The following is an 18,817-nucleotide window of genomic DNA, read 5'->3' as shown; positions in this document are numbered from 1 at the left end:
GCCGAGGAGCGCACTGGCCCGCTCAGGCCGCTGGCACCGCTGATTCCTCGGCACAGGAGAACCGCGCACGGTAGGCGGTGGGCGTCAGCCCGAGCACCCGGGCGAAGTTCTGCCGCAGCACGGCCGCCGACCCGAACCCGCACTCGTCGGCGATGTGCTCGAGCGGCAGGTCGGTACGCTCCAGCATCCGCTGCGCGTGGATGATGCGCTGACGCGCGAGCCATGCCGCGGGCGTGGCACCGTACTCGGCCTTGAACCGGCGGGCGAACGTGCGCGGCGACATGAGCGCCCTGGCTGCCAGCTGGTCGACACCGAGGTCTTCGCGCAGGTGCTCGACCGCCCAGTCCGCGACCGCGGCGAGCGAATCGGTGGGGACGACGGGGATGGGGCGATCGATGAACTGCGCCTGCCCGCCGTCGCGCTGCGGAGGCACGACCATCCGTCGGGCGATCCGGTTGGTGAGCTCGGCGCCCACCTCCTGGCGCAGCAGGTGCAGGCAGGCGTCGATGCCCGCCGCGGTGCCGGCACTGGTGATGATCTTGCCGTCCTGCACGAACAGCACATCGGGGTCGATATCGATCTGGGGATACATGTCGGCCATGACGTGCGCGTACATCCAGTGCGTGGTGGCACGTCGACCGTCGAGCACCCCGGCGGCGGCGAGGATGAACGACCCGCTGCACACGCTCATCACCCACGCGCCGCGGTCGACCGCGTGACGGGCCAGGTCGACCAGAAGCGGATCCACGTCGCCCCAGTTCTCCCGGGGAAGAGGGCAGAACACCACGAGGTCGGCCTCGTAGGCGAAGGTCAGATCGTGCTCGACGTTCACCGAGAAGCCGATCTTCGACGTCACGACGCCGGCACGGGGCGCGACGATGCGGAAGTCGAAGTTCGGCACCCCGTCGTCGGCGCGGTCGAGGCCGAACGCCTCGCAGGCCACTCCGAATTCGAAGGGCGCGAACCCATCCTGGATGACGCAGGCGACCGTCTTCATGCACACTCCCGTTTGGCAGTTTTCATACGTAAGGAGTCTATTCTGCCACTCGTGGCTGTTCGACATCGAACGTAGCGTTTCTGCCATGATACTCCTCATCGCACTCCTCGCCCTCGCCGGGTGGGCCACGGTCGCCACCTTCATCGAACTGCGCCGCGACGGATACCACCGCACCCCGACCGACTGGACGCGCGTCGCCGGACGCGATGCCGGCCACGAAGCCGAGTCGAGGCACGTCTACCGCTGACCGCCGCCACGGCCTCAGGGGCTACGCTCGTCGTCATGAGCGAGCCTCAGCAACCTTCCGGTCCCCCCGCCCCGCACCTGCCCGCGGCACCCCAGTACCCGGCGGCACCCCATCCGGGAGGTCAGACCGCTGCGGCCCCAGGACCCACCACACCGGCATATGTCGCGCCGACCTATCCTGCGCCGCCCTATCCGCCGCACCCTGTCGACACGGGGAACCCGCTCGGACGCGTCGCGTTCCTCATCGCCGTGATCGCGTTCGCCGTCAACCTGGTCGTCTCGCTGACGGCACCGTTCGCGTACTTCGCCGCCGACGGCTACGGCTGGTACAGCGTCATCTCCGGCCTTGTCGCTGCGGTGAGCCTCGTCGGATACGTCCTGGCTTTCATCCTCGGACTCGTCGCCGTGCGCCGTCCCGCCCCGCATCTGCTCGCCGGCATCGCGATCGGCATCGCCGGAGTCGGCGCCATCGGCATGGTGACGACCTGGGCCTCGTCGCTCTTCTACCGGTTCTTCTGAGACTGCCGCACCGAAGCGACGGCACTCGTTTCCCGCGACATCACGCGGTCACGCGCTCGTAGACCTCGACCATCGCCGCGGTGCGTGACGACTGTCGGAACGCTTCGGCCACCTCGGGAAGCGGCACCGGAGCCGTCCCTCCGGCGATGTCCGCTGCGGCCTGTCGCAGCGTCTCGGCGAGCGCGGTTCGACGGCGAGCCTCGAGCTCCACCCCGGAGTGCGACTCTCCGTCCACGCCGGGCTCAGGAACAGCCCAGAGCCCGCCACCGAGCTCCGCGGCGATATCGGGGTCGCAGATCACGGACGGTGTCCCCAGGGTGGCCGCTTCGAAAGGGGTCATCCCCTGGGTCTCGAAGCCGATCGACGTCTGCACGAGCGCATCGGCGGCGGCGATCCGCTCCAGCGTCTGCGGGTAGGTGAGGCGGCCGGCGAAGTGCACGCCGTCGCGTGCGCGGACGATCTTCTCGGCGGCGGCACGCTGAGCACCTCCTCCGATGATCTCCAGGTCGGCATCCACTCCCGAAGCGACGAACGCCTCGAGGAACGGCAGCAGGCGCTTCTCCGGGCTCATCCGGCCGAGCCAGACGAACCGCGGTCGCCCTGGCCGGCGGTCGGCGGGCTTTTCAGCGAGGGTCTGCTCGCGGAGGTCGTCGTCGATGCCGTTCCAGATCACGTCGACGTGCGGGAAGACGTCGTGCTGCTCGAGGCGGCGGGCGAAATGCGTCGACGGGGCGGTCACAGCGGATGCTCCGGCGGCGAGACCGCGCAGGAACGTCCACCCGTCGCTTCCCTTCACGGGGACCCCGACGCCCCGCAGCGCGATTCCACGCCAGGCGTTGAGCGCCGCGAGCACCGGGCGATGCAGCGGGGTGACGGCGGCGATCCCCACATCGACCCGGTTGTGCATCGTGTGCACGACCGGGAGGCCGTGGCGCTGCGCATACCGGTGTCCGATGAAGGCTCCCCAGAAGTCGGCCTGCACATGGACCAGGTCGACGGGCGGGCGGCGGGTCATGGCCTTGTCGAGGAAGCGATCGGTGCCGCGGCCCGGCCAGCTCATCGAGTATTCGCGATCGGTCGTGATCGGGATCGACGGCAGGTCGACGTACGCGCCGCCGTGGGTGCCGGACGAGGCGCGCGAACCGTGCATCTTCGGAGCCACGACCGTCACGGTGTGACCGGCGCGTTCGAGGAACTCCCGCTGGAGCCGCATCGACACCTGCGCACCCCCGAGGGAGTCGAGGTGCTGATCGCCGAAGAAGACGATGTGCATGGCGCGTTACTCCGGAAGCGGCTCGTCGCGGTACAGCGCCTCGAAGGTGTCGAGGGTGCGGTTGATGTCGTGGATCAGCACGCCGTCGAGCGAGGCCTGCTGCATCCGCTCGTACTCCGCGGGCTCCGCCGTGAGCACGTCGGTGAGGCGCGCCGCGAGTTCATCGACGTTACCCGGCTCGAACAGGTAGCCGTTCTCGCCGTCGTGCACCAGGTGCGGGAGGGCCACCGCATCCGCCGCGACGATCGGCAGGGCCGAAGCCATGGCCTCCATGGTCGCGATGGACTGCAGCTCGGCGATCGAGGCGATCACGAACAGGCTCGCCCGCGACAGCAGCGCTCGCAGGTCCTCGTCGCTGGTGCGGCCGTGGAAGGTCACCCGGTCGGAGAGTCCGAGCTGCGTGGTCAGGTGCTCCAGCTGCTTGCGCTGGTCGCCACCGCCCACGATGTCGAAGGTCGTGTCGAGCGCGGGGTCGAGCTTCGTCATGGCCTGGAGGATGACCTCGACCTGCTTCTCGGCGGTGAGGCGACCGACGAAGACGATGCGGTTCTTCTCACGCGGGCCGAGCACCGGGGTGTACTGCGAGCGGTCGATGCCACAGCTGACGGGGATGACCCCCTGCACCTCGACGGTGTTCTCGAGGAAGTCGGCGGCGCGGCGGGTGGGCGTGGTGATCGCCCTGGTCAGATCGAAGGTGCGCTTCGCATCGGCCCAGGCGAACTTCAGCACCAGGTCGTCGATGAACTTGGGCATGGTCGTGTGATCGAGGATGTTCTCGGCCATGACGTGGTTGGTCGCGACCACGGGGATGCCCCGCTCGTGGGCGATACGCGACAGTCCGCGGCCGATCACGATGTGCGACTGGATGTGCACCACGTCGGGCTGCACCCGGTCGAGCACCGTGCGGGCGTAGTGCTTCGAGCGCCACGGCCAGACGAATCGCAGCCAGTCGTGCGGGGCCCAGCGCACCGACGGCAGCCGGTGCAGGGTCATCGGCTCGCCTTCGATCACCTCGGTGTGCGGCTGTGTGCGGCGGTAAGCCTGGTTGGGGGCCACCACGTGCACGTCGTGTCCGCGCTGCACGAGGCCGGCGGCGAGGCGCTCGGCGAAGCGGGCGGCGCCGTTGATGTCGGGCGCGAACGTGTCGCAGCCGATCACGATCTTCAACGGTCGGGGCGCGGATTCGGCGGCGGGGCCGCTCGACGGATCGATCGGATCGTCGGAGGAGGTCACAGAGATGCCTAACGGGGTGGCGGCCAAGGAGAAGCCCTGGTCGGGCGGTGGCAACTCTACCCGAGGGCCCTGATCGCGCCGCCGAGGCATACCGGGCATCACTCAGACGCGACGGCTACCGTGGAGACATGCGACTGAGTGCCGACGCCGACCCCCAGCTGTGGATCCCTGTGACGGACTCGCTCGGATGGAAGGGGCGCCGGCATCGCAAGGCCGCGATCCGGATGCTGCTCGGCCAGGTGAACGCCGCGGTCGGTGCCGCGGAGCGACCCGGATCGAGGTTCGGCGCGTGGGCGATGAGCCAGGCGGCGCCGATGCTCATGAAGCGCGCGGACGGACGTGTGCTGGTGTGGACCTGGAAGGCGGAACCGGAGCTGGTCGTGGCGATGGCGACCGCGCAGGTGCTGACCCCCGACGTGCGCATAGCCCGGGCCTCGATGCCGATGGAGTACGACGACACGACCTCCTTTCCGACCAGGCTCGGCGCGGGCGAGAAGCTGCTCGTCCCGATGCCGCCGTCGCCCGCATCACCGCCGTTCGCGACCTACACCTGGGACACCGGCACGCACCTGGTGACCCTGACCGCGGTGTGCAGCGACAAGGAGCGGTTCGGCACGCTCATCGGTGCGCTCGACGACCTCGCGCGCAGCCTCCGCATCGCCGACGACCTCACGGGCGGAGAGTCCCCCGACGTGCTGCGCCTGCCACCGGCCTGACATCACTCTCCCGCTCCCCGCGTGATTCCCGGGAGGCCGCGGATCGCATCCCGCGTCATTCCAGTCCGTGCGAATCCAACCATGCCTTCGCGACTCTCGCAGGGGCACGAACCAGCCACGCGTCGGTGATGATCTCTTCGAGCCGGTCGCGGTGGACGACGTCGAGGCGCACCAGCAGTCCCGGGAACCCGTCGAAGTGCGGGATCGTGAACAGTACATCCGGCTCGGCGGCCAGAAGGGCGTCCTTCTCTTCGAGGTCGGCGACACGCACCGCGAGCACATCACCGGCCGGCCACTCCCGTCCGAGTTCGGCGAGCTGACGCAGATCGGTCGCTCTCGGTCCGCGAAGCCACGCGAACTGGCCGCTCTTCAGCCGCCAGGCCGCCGCTCCGGTGTGACCGCCCACGGATTCCTCGGCGCCCGGCAAGGCGAGGGCGATCGCGCGCACGTCATCGATGCTCACCATCCCGCCATCGTGCACCCGCTCGCCGGGCCGACACAACGGGCCCGCGCACATCACCCGCACACGCGGGATCAGGCACACACGCGGGATCAGGCACTTTCGCGGAAGTTCCGCCTGATCCCGCGTTTCCGCCTGATCCCGCGCCGCCTGCTCAGCGCACGACGCGCAGCGTCCGCACCTCGAACGGCCGCAGTCGCAGCTCGCCGCCGGTGCGCGCGTCGTCGATGTCGTCCTCGATCAGGCTCACCTCGCGCACCTCGCGGTGGTCGAAGCCGACGGACAGCTCGCCGACCGCGCGACGCCCGAGCGCCTCGTAGACGCGCACGATCACGTCGCCGGAACCGTCGTCGGCGAGTTTCACGGCGGAGACCACGATGCCCTCGCCCTGCACCTCCACCAGCGGTTCGATCTCGCGTGCACCGCGCACCGTCGTCGGGAGTGCGTTGATCCGGATGCCCTCGGCCGTGGCGATCGCGGCGTCGGCACCGATCACGAAGCCGACCTCGATCTCGTGGAGCCCGTGGTCGGTGTCCGGGTCGGGGAAGCGCGGCGCCCGCAGCAAGGAGAGCCGCACGGTGGTGGTGACCCCGTCGTCGCCGACCTCGCGCGTCGTGTCGTACCCGTAGATCGAGTCGTTCACGAGGGCCGCACCGAAGTCCTGCTCGCGCACCAGCACGAAGCGGTGCATCGAGGTCTCGAACTTCGCCGCCTCCCAGCTGGTGTTCGTGTGGGTGACGCGTGCCTGGTAGCCGAACTGCGTCTCGGCTTCGGTGTGCGACGCCTGGATGTCGAGCGGGAACGCGAGCTTGAGCAGCTTCTCGGTCTCGTGCCAGTCGACCTCGTTGCGCAGCAGCACCGTGCGCGAGTCGGGCGCGAGGAGGATCGTCTGCGTGATGGTCGACTCCGAGAACGGGCGCACGACGACGATGCGCGCGACACCGTTCACGAGTGATGCCTCGATGGAGGAGACCGCCGTGAGGTCATCGACGCTGTTGCGGTAGTACCGGTCGATGTCCCAGGCGTCCCACATGTTCGGGAAGTCCTGGTGCAGCTGGAACAGGTTCGCGGCCTTGCCCGGCGCGACCGTCTCCCGCCCCGTGGCCTTGTCGACGGCGGAGACGATCAGCCCCTCGCCCGAGACGAGCACGGACACGAGATCGTTCTCCAGGCGCCACCCGCCGTCTTCTTCCTTCAGCGACACCGGAGTCGCGGTGGAGTCGGTGACGAACGCCGCCCCGAGCGCCCGTCCACGTCCGACCGACGTCGGCTCGAATCGCAGCTCGCGGTCACCCTCGCCGGCGAGCGACCGGCGTGCGGCGTCGGCGATGTCGCGCGCATCCGACAGCACGTCGGACAGCACGGCGACGGCCTCGCGGTGCACCCACGCGATCGAGGTGCCGGGCAGGATGTCGTGGAACTCGTGCAGCAGCACGGCCTGCCACAGCCGATCGAGCTCCGCCTGCGGGTACGCGGCGCCGGTGCGCACGGCATCGGTCGCGGCCCACAGCTCGGCCTCCACCAGCGCGTGCTCGGCCCAGCGGTGCAGCGCCTTGGTGGCGTGCTGGCTCGTGAGCGTGCCGCGGTGCAGCTCGAGGTAGAGCTCGCCGACCCACACTGCCGGGTTCGGCAGCTCGGCCTTGGCGGCGTCGAAGAACACGTCCGGGTGCTCCCACACCACCTGCGCACTGCCTTCGAGGTCACGCAGCCGCTCTGCCTTGCCCGTCATCTCGCGCGTCGTGCCGCCGCCGCCGTCACCCCAGCCGACCGGGGCGATCGACCGCGAGCTGAGACGGTTCTCCTTGAACTGCCGCGAGGCCTTCGCGACCTCCATGCCGCTGAGCTGCGAGTTGTAGGTGTCCATCGACGGGAAGTGCGTGAACACCTGCGAGCCGTCGATGCCCTCCCAGAGGAAGGAGTGGTGCGGGAACACGTTCTGCTGGTTCCAGGAGATCTTCTGCGTGAAGAACCACTCGAACCCCGCACGGCGCATGAGCTGCGGGAGGGCCGGCGAGTAGCCGAAGCTGTCCGGCAGCCACACGCCCTTCGACCGGATGCCGAACTCGCGCTCGAAGAAGCGCTGCCCGTGCGAGAACTGCCGCACGAGCGACTCCCCCGTCGGCATCACCGTGTCGGACTCCACCCACATGCCGCCCAGCGGCAGGAAGCGTCCGGCGGCGACCGCGGCCTTGACCCGCTCCCACACCTCGGGGCGGTGCTCCTTGATCCAGGCGTACTGCTGCGCGCTCGACATGCCGTACTGGAACTCGGGCTGCTCCTCGATGAGCGTGGTCATGGACGAGGTGGTGCGCGCAACCTTGCGGATCGTCTCGCGCACCGGCCACAGCCACGCCGAGTCGATGTGTGCGTGGCCCACGGCCGAGATCCGGTGCGCACTGGCCTCAGCCGGCGCCGCGAGGACATCCGCGAGCCGAGCCCGCGCGTCGCCGGCGGTCTCCACGATGTGCTGCAGGTCGAGCACGTCGAGCGCGTCGTCCATGGCCTGCAGGATGCGCATACGGCGCGGTGACGTGTCGGGGAGCTCCGCCTGCAGCTCGAACAGGACCTCGAGGTCGAGGGACAGGTCGAACACCTCGGGCTCGAACACCGCCAGGTCCATCCGGCGGGCGCGGTAGAGCGGCTCCTTCGAGGAGGTGAGGATGTCGCCCTCCTGCGTCGGCAGGAAGGGGTGGTAGTCGAGGAGGACGGGGTTCGACGCGCCCTCCAGGTAGAGCTCGACGGGCTCGTCACCGGCGGCGGCCTCGGCGATCGGCACCCACTGATTGCGCGGGTTGATGCTCTTGATCGGCGTGCCGTCCGGTCGGTAGGCGAGGGCCTCGCACTGGAAGCCGGTCATGTTCACGTCGAAGCCGAGATCGATGAGAGCCTCGACGCGTCGGCCGGCCCACTCGGCGGGAACCTGCCCGGTCAGCTTGAACCAGGTGGTGCCCCAGGCAGGACCCCAGGGGGTGCCGACGGTGCTCGGCGCGTAGTCGAGAGCCGGTCCCTCGGCGGGTGCGATGGGCTCGCCGGGCAACTCGTGCACCTCCACGTCGAGCGGCACCGAGGCCGAGTGGATCGCCGGGCGGATGCGCTCCTCGAGAACGCGCTTGACGCGGCCGACGGTGAGCGAGGTGTCGTCATGCATGAGTGGGTCTCCGGGCTCGACGGTGAGGGCTGATTCGGGTCTGCGGTGATGCGCCGTACGTGAATGCTATCTGTTGTACTAAAGCGATCTAGTGGAAGAGTCTAAGGCACGTCGTCATGTCTTTCCCGAGGCTAAACCGATCAAGTAGGGTGAGGGACTATGAGTCCGGCGAAACGCGTGACGATCGCCGATATCGCGCGCATGGCCGGGGTGTCCCCCGGTGCCGTCTCCTTCGCGCTGAACGGCCGTCCCGGCGTGAGCGACGAGACCAGGCAGCGCATCCTCTCGATCGTGGAGGAGAACGGCTGGCAGCCCAGCTCCGCGGCACGAGCGCTCGTGGGCGCCCGCGCCAACACGGTGGGCTTCGCCCTCGCCCGGCCCGCGCGCTCCCTCGGTTCCGAGGCCTTCTTCACTGACCTCATCGCCGGCATCGAATCGCGTCTGTCGGAGAGCAAGGTGAGCCTGCAGCTGAGACTCGTGGCCGACGTCGCCGAGGAGATGGAGGTGCACCGGCAGTGGCGCTCCTCCAACCAGGTCGACGGGTTCATCTTCATCGACCCCCGCGAAGACGACCCCCGGGTCGGACGCATCGAGGCGCTGGACGCACGGGCCGTCATGATCGGGTCGGAGCCGTCGCCCGATGGTTCGGTGCCCAGCGTCTGGATCGGCGACGACACGGTGGCCGAGACCCTCTTCTCGTATCTCGCCGCGCTGGGGCACGCTCGCATCGCCTACGTCGCTGGACCGGCCGAGCTCGAGCACACCCGACTGCGCGCCGAAGTGCTCGATCGCATGACAGCCGAGGGCTTCGAGGGCGAGGTCATCACCACGGACTTCTCCCCGGCACGTGCCTCCGCCGTGACGCGGACGCTGCTGTCAGGGCGACAGCGCCCCACGGCCATCGTCTACGACAACGACGTGATGGCGGTCGCCGGCCTCCGGGTCGCCCAGGAGATGGGTCGAGCTGTTCCTCGCGACGTCTCCCTCGCCTCGTTCGATGACTCGGTCATCGCCGGGCTCATCAATCCGTCGATCACGGCGATGACCCGCGACACGTTCGAGCTCGGCGAGCGTGCCGCCACCCTGCTGCTGCAGCAGATCGAGGCGGGAGCGAACCTGCCCAGCGTCGAGGGCCCGACCCCCGTGCTCACCGCACGCGAGAGCACGGCTCCGCCCACCCGCACGGACTGAGCCCACGAACTGAGCCGCACGCCCGACTCGATCAGCCGGGAACGACCGTGTTGACCGAGCCGTAGGGATCGACGACATCCGCCGAGAGGTCGGGACGGATGAGGCGACGGATGCCCCGCCCTTCGAGCGCGACAGGGTCGAGTGCATCGCGGGAGGTGACCAGGGTGGGGTCGAGTCCGGCGGCGCACGCGTCCACCCATGCCTGGAACACGGCACCCCCTGGGCTCAGTGCCGCGCGGCTCACGGGAACCTCACGCTCGTCGACGTCGACCACGATCGCGGTGTCCCTCGTGGGCGGCGCGACGCGCTGGCGCAGTTCGGGGATGAGCTCGGCGAGACGCCGACCGATGGGCTTCGCGGCGCCGTCCTGACCGATCAACCCCAGGGTGTACTCGAGTTCGGGGAAGTCGCCGAGGTCGCGGCTCACGTCGTGCGAGCACCACCAGGTGATGCCCCAGAGGTTCTCGGTGCGCGCGGCCGAGCGCACGGTCGCCTCCAGGAAGCCCGGCATCTCGTCGTCGGTGAGGCAGTTCGAGGGGGCGCCGACCTCCTGCAACCACACCACCCGGTCGGGGTCGGTCGCGAAGGCGCGGGAGAGCTCGATCAGGTACTCGGCATGACGATCCGACGCGATGGAGCGCCCACCGTATCTCTGTGCGGTGCCGTTGAAGATCCAGGAGTGGATCGTGGTCATCGCCCCGAGCCGGGAGGCGTGGGCGGGGGTGAAGCCGTGCCCGTCCATGTACCAGACCGCGTCGTACTCGCTGTGGACGTGCGGGAGCCCTGGCGCTGCGGCTTCCGCGGCCGACAGCAACGCGCTGATCCATCCCCCGGCCTCGTCCTGCGTGACCGGCCAGGGCGACGGATGCGTGTGCGCGGAGAACTGGTTCGTCTCATTGCCGAGCGTGAGCCCGAGGAAGTTCGGCGCCTCGCGCAGCGCTCGCCCCAGGCGGTCGACGAGCGCGACCTGCCCCTCGAGCGCCCGAGGGTCGGTGAACATGTTCTTGTCGTGCCAGGTGTAGAGCCATGAGGGCACGAAGTCGAAGCTGGAGAGGTGGCCCTGCACCACATCGATGCTGGCGTCCATGCCGAACTCGCCGGCGATGTCGACGACGGCGCGGACATCGTCGATCGCCGTGTCGCGGATCAGGGTGCGGTTCGGCTGCAGCACGGTCCACAGAGGGAACACCCGCACGTGGTCGAGACCGAGCTCGGCGAGGGCGGCGAAGTCGCGGCGCACGTCGTCGGGGGTGAAGTCGAGCCAGGAGTGCATCCAGTTCTTCGACGGCGTGTAGTTGGCCCCGAACCTCAGAGGAGCATCGAGGGCGCCGCGCTGCGTCATGTGTCAGGCCTTTCGGACAGGTCCTCCGAGGAGGGCGGATTTCGCACCACTATAACGCTTGAGCAACAGACCCTGCACCTCTCTCTATACACGGACAGTGCCTTCGCGGCCGGGTGCCTTGACAGGGACGGAATCGGATGGTTTCATCTGCTAAAGCGTTGTAGTCCCGATCGGGCTGCTACGCGGATTCGCCCGCCTCGAGGAAGAAGCACGATGAAAGTTCCCACACGCATAGTCGCTCTGGCAGCATTCAGCATCGGCGTTCTGGCGCTGACGAGTTGCACGGGAGGCGGCGGATCCTCCGGGGCTTCCGGGCCCATCGACACGTCGGGCGAACTGAGCGGGAAGATCCAGTTCCAGACCTGGTCGCTCAAGAACGAGAAGTTCACCCCGTACTTCGAAGACCTCATCGCCGCGTTCGAGAAGGAGCACCCCGACGTCACGGTGGAGTGGCTCGACCAGCCGGGCGACGGCTACCAGGAGAAGATCCTGAGCCAGGCGAACGCCGACACCCTGCCCGACGTGCTGAACCTGCCGCCGGACATCGCCTACCCGCTCGTCGCCGCGGGCAAGCTCGTCGACCTGGAGACCGCGGATCCCGAGCTGAAGTCCTCCTACAACACCGGCGCCTGGGAGGCCTACAGCGCCTACCCCGGCGTGGAGGGCACCTACGGCCTCCCGTGGTACCTCTCCAGCGACGCCTCCTGGTGGAACCTCGCGCAGCTCGCGCCGTTCGGGGTCACCGAGCAGAACCTGCCGACCACGGTCGACGAGCTCCTCACCCTGGCCGAGGACGTGGCGACCGAGTCGGGCGGCAAGGTGCAGCTGCTCTCGTCCATCCCGGCCCTCGACACGTTCACGGCCGCCGGTATGGAGGTCATCGACGACAAGGGCGAGTTCGACTTCAACACCGACGAGGCCGCGGCGATCATCCAGAAGTACGCGGACGCCTACGCGGCAGGTGCGATGCCGGCCGAGGCACTGACCGGGGACTACGGCGGGAACGCCGAGGCCTACATCCAGGAGAAGGTCGCCTTCACGACCGGCGGCACCGGGTTCACGACCGACCTGCAGAAGGACGCCCCGGCACTGCTCGAGAACACGGTCGCCACGCCGCGCCTCGGGGTGGCACCCCTGTACGTGCAGGGACTCAACGTCTCGGCCGACTCCGACAACAAGGAAGCCGCGCTCGCGTTCGCGGAGTTCGCGACGAACCAGGAGAACCAGGTCGCGTTCTCGTCGCTGGCCGTCGGCACCGCGCCGGGCACGGCCGAAGGTGGAGACCAGGTCGTCGACAGCATCGCCTCGACCGTGACGGATCCGAAGCAGCTCGCCGCGATCGACACCGTGTTCGGTGCGATGAAGGATGCCAAGGCGCTGCCGTTCCAGTGGACCTCGGACATGGCCACGTACATGACCCAGCAGATCGCCCTCGCCGTCAATGGCGAGGCGGACCCGAAGGCCCAGCTCGACAAGATCGTCGAGTACGCCAACGCCAACCGCGTGGACCAGTGAGCATGCGCGCGGACACCGGCACCAGGAGCCGGAGGAAGACGATGAGATCCCACAAGTGGTACACACCGTGGCTGCTCATCGCCCCCGCCGTGATCTGGGTGCTGGTGTTCGCGCTCTGGCCCTTCCTGAACACGGTCTTCCTCAGCTTCACCGACGCCCGACCGTTGCGCACCCCCGGCTTCGTCGGCGGCGCGAACTACGAGCGCATGCTCGGCGACGAGATGTTCTGGAACGCCCTCACCACATGTCTCATCTACGTGGTGGTGTGCGTTCCGCTGCTCACGATCCTGCCTCTGCTGCTCGCCCTGCTCGTGCAGAAGAAGCTGCCGGGCATCTCGTTCTTCCGCACCACGTTCTACTTCCCCGTGATCGCCTCGGTCGTGGTGGTCGCCCTCATCTGGACCTGGCTGTTCGACAGCCGCGGCATCATCAACCAGACCCTCGACTTCCTCGGCCTGATCGACAAGCCGATGCCCTTCCTCGTCGACCGGTGGCTGCTGCTCGGGTGCGCCATCCTGCTGACGGTATGGAAGGGACTCGGCTACTACATGGTCGTGTACCTCGCCGCCCTCGGAAACGTCGGCAAGGAGCTGCACGAGGCCGCGATGCTCGACGGCGCCGGGTCGTTCCGCCGATTCCTCTCGGTCACGATCCCCTCGGTCCGCGGCGCGATGCTCCTCATCGCGGTGCTGATCGCCGTCTCCGCCATGCGCGTGTTCGCCGAGCTCGACGTGCTCTCCAAGAGCACCGGCGGCCCCGGCGGCTATGACATGTCGCTCGTGATGCTCATCCGCCAGGTCGGCTCCGGTCTGAACGGCAACATCGGCTACGCCTCCGCGATCAGCGTCGCCCTGTTCCTCCTGACGCTCATACCGCTCGCGGCGATCGCGTTCATGAACCGCGAGAAGAAGGCGAAGGCTCCCGCATGACCGCTCAGACGATCACCGCGCCCGAACGCGACGAGAAGCCGCAGGACGCTCCGGCTCCCGCGCGCGAGCGGATCTTCCGGCACCGCGGCTCCGGCGACTTCAGCAAGCCGACTCTCGGCGGGCTGATCGGCCGATACGCGCTGCTGGTGCTCGTGCTCTTCCTGGTCATCGGACCGTTCGTGTGGCAGCTGTCGACCTCGTTCAAGGGCGCGACCGAGAACATCTACTCCTTCCCGCCGGAGCTGATCCCGCGCGAGCCGACCCTGCAGAACTACACCAGGGTCGCCGACGTCGTGCCCGTGTACCTGTATGCGTGGCACTCGCTGCTCGTCTCGGTCGGCACCGTGATCAGCAACGTGATCCTGGCCACATTCGCCGGCTATGCACTCGCCTGCATGACCTTCCGCGGCAAGTGGATCGTGATGGGCATCCTGCTGTCCACGCTGCTCTTCCCGGGCGAGGTGACGGTGACGAGCAACTTCCTCACGATCCGTGCGCTCGGTCTCGCCGACACCCTGTGGGGCGTGTTCCTGCCCGGAGCGATCAGCGCCATGAACGTGCTGCTGGTCGCCACCGCGTGCCGCATGATCCCGAAGGATGTGCTGGATGCGGCGACCGTCGACGGCGCGACCACATGGCAGCGCATCCGCCACATCGTGTGGCCGAACATCCGCGGCATGGTCTCCGTGGTCGCGATCTTCGCCTTCATCGGCGCCTGGGACGACTACCTCTGGCCCCTGATCGTGCTCTCCGATCCCGCGAAGTACACGCTGACGGTCGGCATGGCGTACCTCAACAGCAGCTTCTCGGTCGATCCGCGCCTGATCGCCGCCGGCACCATGATCGCGCTCGTCCCCATCGTGATCATGTTCTCGTTCACGCAGCGGTTCTTCTTCAAGGGAGTGCAGGAAGGCGCGATCAAGGGGTGAGCACCGTGCACCTCATCCCGGCGGACGGCCCAGCCGATCCCCCGTCGTCCCGCGCCCGCAGCGGTGTGCTCCGGGCTCCGGTCTTCGCCTTCTCGTTCGATCCGTCCGTCGGCGAGCAGCGGCTCGACGTACCGGATCTCGCCGCGCTCGAGGTCACCCAGGACACCGTGCTGCACTGGGCGTTCTACGCGGACGGGCCGACGGCGACCCTGGCACCGCACGCCGCACTCGCTGTGACGGTCGATGTGCGCTTCGCCGACGGCTCGCGGTTGAGCGATGAAACGGCCGTACGGGACCGCTACGACTTCCCGGTCACCGCCCAGGCGCAGTTCGATGCCCGGTGGAGTCTGCCGGAGCAGTGGAACGCCGACACCGTCGCCCTCGCCCCCTTCGCAGGTCGCACCGGGGCGGTCGAGGTCGTGCTCGGCACCGCGTCGCTGTCTGCGTCGCGGCCTGCGGATACCGCGGACCTCCCCGCGAGCTGCACGGGCTTCGTGCAGCTCCTGGTCGAGGAGAGGGTCCCGGCACCGGCCGACCTCGCACCCGTGGAGCGCGTCGACACCCGGCGCGGCTCGCACTCGGGTCCCCGGTTCTCGCGCGGCAACACCATCCCGGCGGTGGCCGTGCCGCACGGATTCACGTTCGTCACTCCGGCCACCGATGCCACCGACTCCCGCTGGCCGTATCGCCCGTTCGTGCACGACGATCCGCAGGGGCGACGACTCGAAGCCCTGCAGTTCTCGCATCAGCCGAGTCCGTGGATCGGTGATCGTTCCGTGCTGCAGCTGATGCCTTTCCTCGGCGACCCGACATCGAGTCGTGTCGGGCGACGACGGTGGGTCACACCGGGCACCGAACGCGCACGACCGCACGAGTACGCGGCCGAGCTCGGCGACGGTCTGCACGTCGAGACGACGGCGACCGACCACACCGCCGCGTTCCGCGTGTGCAGCAGCTCCGATGCCGGCGGTCGCATCGGCTTCGTCATCGACCAGCTCAGCGATGACGGGTGCCTCGCCTGGACGGAAGCCGGCGCGTTCGAAGGCTGGATCCCCGAAGGCTCCGAGGAGTGGGGCAACGCTCCCCGCTGCTTCTTCGCGGGGACCGTGTCGCACCCCGCCCCTGACGCCGGTGGCGCAGGGCCGACATCGGCGCACGGTCGACTCGACGACGGCGGACACGGCGACGGACACGGTGACGGACGCGGTGCCGTCGCAGGCTACGTCTCCGGACGGGGCTCTCTCGAGGTACGGATCGGCATCTCCTTCCTCTCCATCGAGCAGGCCAGACATGCTCTGGAGATCGAAGCACCATGGTCGATCGCCTACGAGCAGCTGCGCGACGCGACCGCAGCTCGCTGGAATCGTCTGCTGTCGCGCGTGACGATCCCCCGGCTGCCGGAGGGCGAGCTCCCCTATCGCTCGCTCGCCGACGAGGAGCACCGCTCCCGGATCGCTGCCGCCCTCCACCGTATGCATCTGTATCCCAACAGCGCGGCGGAGAACGTCGGGACGGCGGAGGCGCCCGTCTGGAGGTTCGCCGACGTGTTCGCCGCGCGGGGGCCCTCGGGCGAGACACCACCGATCGTCGACGGTGAGCTCGTCGTCAACAACGGTTACTGGGACACCTATCGCACCGAGTGGCCGGCACTCGCCCTGCTCGACCCCGCCCGCGCCGGAGAGCTGCTCGACGGGCAGATCGAGCAGTACCGTCGGGGCGGCTGGATGGCGAGATGGAGCGCTCCCGGCTACGTCGACAGCATGGTCGGCACCTCCAGCGACCAGATCTTCGCGGATGCCGCCCGCTGGGGCGTCGGGTTCGACCGCGCGGCCGCTTTCGAGAGCGGGTGGCGGAACGCCTGCGAGCCGGGGCCCGACGCACGCCGTGGTCGCAAGGGGATCGCGACGGGTCGGTTCACCGGGTACATCTCCTCGGACGTACCGGAGGGCATGAGCTGGAGCATCGAGAACGCGGTGAGCGATGCCGCGCTCGGCCACTTCGCCGCGCAGCTCGCCGCCGAGTGCGAGTCCGCATCGGATGCCGCCCGCTATCGATCCTTCGCCCGGTACTTCGCGAACCGAGCGCGGTCGTATCGCACCCTGTTCGACCCGGCCACGGGATTCTTCCGCGGGCGGGATGCTCTCGGCGAGTTCGCGGGAAGCTTCGATCCGCGCTCCTGGGGCGGAGACAACGTCGAGACGAACGCCTGGGGCATGTCGGTCGGAGCCGTGCACGACGGCGCAGGACTCGCCGACCTCCACGGCGGCCCCGCGCGCCTCGGCCGCCATCTCGACGCGCTCTTCGCCGAACCCGAGACCGCGGACGAGCGATTCGGCGGTGCGTACGACACCGTGATCCACGAGCAGCGGGAGGCACGCGCGCTGCGGTCGGGGATGTGTGCGATCTCGAATCAACCCGCCCACCACATCCCTTTCATGTACGCATTCTCCGACCGCCCGTGGCAGACGGCACCGCTCGTGCATGACCTCGCCGGGCGCCTGTTCGCCGGCGCCCACATCGGTCAGGGGTTCCCGGGCGACGAGGACAACGGCGAGATGAGCGCATGGTGGCTGTGGGCCGCGCTCGGGCTCTATCCACTGGAGCTCGCGTCGGGACGACTCCGGATCGGGTCGCCGCTGTTCGACGACATCCGTGTGGATCGCGGTGACGGCTCGACGCTGCGGATTCGGTCGCGACGCTCCGGACCCTCGGCCCACGTGCTGGAGGAGGCGCGCCTCGACGGCGTGGGCCTGACGTCCGCCGACCTGCCGATCGACGCGCTCGTCGGAGACGTCGTCCTCGAGCTGCGGTTCGGCACCGATCCCCGTCTGGCACTGGAGTTCGCTGGTCCGCAACGGCACTCGGCCCCCTGGCATCAGGATCTGACCTCGCTCGACGGATGCCCGCTCGCCTCGTCGAGGGTCACGCACCCCGAGCACCTCTTCGACGACGGCGCAGGTCTCGACCTCGGGAGCCGGCAGGGCAGCACGCTGCACGCCGGGGACTGGGTCGGATGGCGGTTCCCCTCGCCGCAGGGTGTCAGCGACATCACGGTGACCGCGACTTCAGAGGCCTCCCCCTCGGCGCTGCTGTGGGAGTACCTGAACGCCGCGGGTGAGTGGGAGACCGTCGCGACGACCCATGTCTCCGATCTCCCGGCCGACCGCACGACGCCCTTCACGTTCACGGAACGGGTCGTGACCTCGGCGATCCGCGTCCGGGCGGAGGCCGAGGTCACGCTCCGTCAGATCGAGCTCTTCGATCTCGACTGATCGGGTCTCGTGCCGCTCACGGAGCCGCTCGGTACTCGGTCGCCTCGCCCTTGAGCGCCTGCGTGATCCCGGAGAGCAGAGCCGACTGGTCGGTCGCGGTGAGGTTGTACGCCACGTAGACGCCGTAGCCGTCGGAGACCGTGCGCCGGGCGTAGTCCGCGGCTGTCGCGGAGCTCACGTTCGACAGGTCGATCGCGGCCGCGCCGAGCCGGGCCCTGTCCTCGAGCCCCGGCACCGTGGGGGCGTTGTAGGACGGGTAGTAGGGGTTCCAGGCGTGGTCGATCACCGCTGCGGCGTCGAACCGGGTGAAGTCGGTCACGGTGTAGGTCTCCCCGATCGCGTACAGGGTGATGAGCTTGTCAGGGCCGAGGCGGTCACGCAGCGCCGAGGCGAGCCACCCGAAGGACTGCGCGTTGGGCTGCGGCGTGCCGTTCGCGCCGTAGTTCGTCCACTCGTCGTCGAAGTCGATGCCGTCGAGGCCGTAGGTCGTGACCGCGTCGGCGAGCTGGGCGGCGAAGGCGTCTGCGGCCGCGAACGACGTGAAGTTCGCGAACCCGGCGCCCTGATGATTCCCCAGCACGGACAGCAGCACCTTGGTGCCGCGGGCCTGCAGCGGTCGGATCTGGTTCTGCGCGTCCTGGAGCGTCTCGGTGACGCGCTCGTTGAAGTGCAGGTAGGCCTTCTCGCCGTCGTAGTTGATGTTGGCGGCGAAGATCATCGCCAGATCGACGGCCGGCCGACCGGAGTCGGCGAGCGTGTAGTCCGCGACATTGGCTAAATCGTTCGAGTTGACTTCCACGTAGACAGCGAGCTTCGGCTCGGCAGTCGTGTCGTCCGCAGCGGCCGCCGCCGATCCGGCGACCGCCCCCATCCCCGCGAGCGCAAGTGCCGCTGTGGCTGCAATCGCTCTGCGGAACCGGTGGGTCCTGGCTTTCGGCTGACTCATGACAGTTCGTCTCCTTCGTCGTCGTGTCCAGATCGAGCCGCGTCGGTGCGACTCGCGGCCGACTATATCGCTTAAGCGATCGGGCCGAAAGAGCCCGGATC

Annotated in this window: 15 protein-coding genes; 8 read left to right on the top strand and 7 right to left on the bottom strand. The window is 68.9% G+C overall.

The genetic code is table 11. The features are described from left to right. Positions 1–22 precede the first annotated feature (22 nt). A complete protein-coding gene (locus RN51_RS10345) occupies positions 23–997 on the bottom strand; it encodes a GlxA family transcriptional regulator (protein ID WP_045263948.1) in 975 nt (324 codons plus the stop codon). Positions 998–1,082: 85 nt separating this feature from the next. On the opposite strand from RN51_RS10345, the gene RN51_RS18540 reads away from it, so the two are divergent. After that, positions 1,083–1,244 (top strand): hypothetical protein, encoded by a 162-nt coding sequence (locus RN51_RS18540; protein WP_197073230.1) that lies wholly within the window; start codon positions 1,083–1,085, stop codon positions 1,242–1,244. A 35-nt stretch (positions 1,245–1,279) separates the two neighbouring features. Beyond that, positions 1,280–1,762, top strand: a complete 483-nt coding sequence (locus RN51_RS10340; protein ID WP_045263947.1) for a hypothetical protein — start codon at positions 1,280–1,282, stop codon at positions 1,760–1,762. Positions 1,763–1,802: 40 nt separating this feature from the next. On the opposite strand, the gene RN51_RS10335 is transcribed toward RN51_RS10340, so the two are convergent. Both RN51_RS10335 and RN51_RS10330 read right to left on the bottom strand, forming a co-directional pair. Beyond that, positions 1,803–3,035 carry a glycosyltransferase gene (locus RN51_RS10335; RefSeq protein ID WP_045263946.1) on the bottom strand — a complete coding sequence of 411 codons (1,233 nt, stop codon included), beginning with the start codon at positions 3,033–3,035 and terminating at the stop codon, positions 1,803–1,805. A 6-nt stretch (positions 3,036–3,041) separates the two neighbouring features. Further along, on the bottom strand, positions 3,042–4,274 hold the full coding sequence (locus RN51_RS10330) for a glycosyltransferase (RefSeq protein WP_045264048.1): 1,233 nt from the start codon (positions 4,272–4,274) through the stop codon (positions 3,042–3,044). 122 nt (positions 4,275–4,396) lie between these two features. Between RN51_RS10330 and RN51_RS10325 the strand changes: the two genes are divergently transcribed. Beyond that, complete coding sequence (locus tag RN51_RS10325) at positions 4,397–4,984, top strand: hypothetical protein (protein WP_045263945.1); 588 nt, start codon at positions 4,397–4,399, stop codon at positions 4,982–4,984. Between the two features lie 55 nt (positions 4,985–5,039). Here RN51_RS10325 and RN51_RS10320 read toward each other — a convergent pair whose 3' ends face one another. Continuing rightward, entirely contained in the window at positions 5,040–5,450 is a 411-nt protein-coding gene (locus RN51_RS10320; protein ID WP_045263944.1) for an MmcQ/YjbR family DNA-binding protein, read from the bottom strand. A gap of 148 nt (positions 5,451–5,598) precedes the next feature. Then, positions 5,599–8,592 carry an alpha-mannosidase gene (locus RN51_RS10315; protein WP_045263943.1) on the bottom strand — a complete coding sequence of 998 codons (2,994 nt, stop codon included), beginning with the start codon at positions 8,590–8,592 and terminating at the stop codon, positions 5,599–5,601. A 159-nt stretch (positions 8,593–8,751) separates the two neighbouring features. On the opposite strand from RN51_RS10315, the gene RN51_RS10310 reads away from it, so the two are divergent. Beyond that, positions 8,752–9,783 (top strand): LacI family DNA-binding transcriptional regulator, encoded by a 1,032-nt coding sequence (locus RN51_RS10310; RefSeq protein WP_045263942.1) that lies wholly within the window; start codon positions 8,752–8,754, stop codon positions 9,781–9,783. 31 nt (positions 9,784–9,814) lie between these two features. On the opposite strand, the gene RN51_RS10305 is transcribed toward RN51_RS10310, so the two are convergent. Next, positions 9,815–11,125, bottom strand: coding sequence for a glycoside hydrolase 5 family protein (locus tag RN51_RS10305; RefSeq protein ID WP_045263941.1), 1,311 nt, complete (start codon positions 11,123–11,125; stop codon positions 9,815–9,817). A gap of 213 nt (positions 11,126–11,338) precedes the next feature. Here RN51_RS10305 and RN51_RS10300 point away from each other — a divergent pair, with 213 nt between their 5' ends. The 4 genes from RN51_RS10300 to RN51_RS10285 are packed head-to-tail and all read left to right on the top strand — an operon-like array spanning position 11,339 to position 17,770. Then, positions 11,339–12,640, top strand: coding sequence for an ABC transporter substrate-binding protein (locus RN51_RS10300; protein ID WP_045263940.1), 1,302 nt, complete (start codon positions 11,339–11,341; stop codon positions 12,638–12,640). A 41-nt stretch (positions 12,641–12,681) separates the two neighbouring features. Next, positions 12,682–13,569 (top strand): carbohydrate ABC transporter permease, encoded by an 888-nt coding sequence (locus tag RN51_RS10295; protein ID WP_045263939.1) that lies wholly within the window; start codon positions 12,682–12,684, stop codon positions 13,567–13,569. Next, positions 13,566–14,498, top strand: a complete 933-nt coding sequence (locus tag RN51_RS10290; RefSeq protein WP_197073229.1) for a carbohydrate ABC transporter permease — start codon at positions 13,566–13,568, stop codon at positions 14,496–14,498. Before RN51_RS10295 ends, RN51_RS10290 begins: the two co-directional genes overlap by 4 nt. After that, positions 14,495–17,770 (top strand): GH92 family glycosyl hydrolase, encoded by a 3,276-nt coding sequence (locus RN51_RS10285; protein ID WP_045263938.1) that lies wholly within the window; start codon positions 14,495–14,497, stop codon positions 17,768–17,770. The genes RN51_RS10290 and RN51_RS10285 overlap by 4 nt, the downstream gene beginning before the upstream one ends. A 16-nt stretch (positions 17,771–17,786) precedes the next feature. Here the strand turns inward: RN51_RS10285 and RN51_RS10280 are convergent, their stop codons facing one another. Next, positions 17,787–18,716 (bottom strand): endo-beta-N-acetylglucosaminidase H, encoded by a 930-nt coding sequence (locus RN51_RS10280; protein WP_231579275.1) that lies wholly within the window; start codon positions 18,714–18,716, stop codon positions 17,787–17,789. Positions 18,717–18,817: the final 101 nt, after the last annotated feature.

Origin of the sequence: Microbacterium oxydans (assembly GCF_000956405.1) — a bacterium.
GTDB lineage: Bacteria > Actinomycetota > Actinomycetes > Actinomycetales > Microbacteriaceae > Microbacterium > Microbacterium oxydans_C.
The sequence above is the reverse complement of the archived record's forward strand: the minus strand, read 5'-3'. Positions and strand labels throughout refer to the sequence as shown.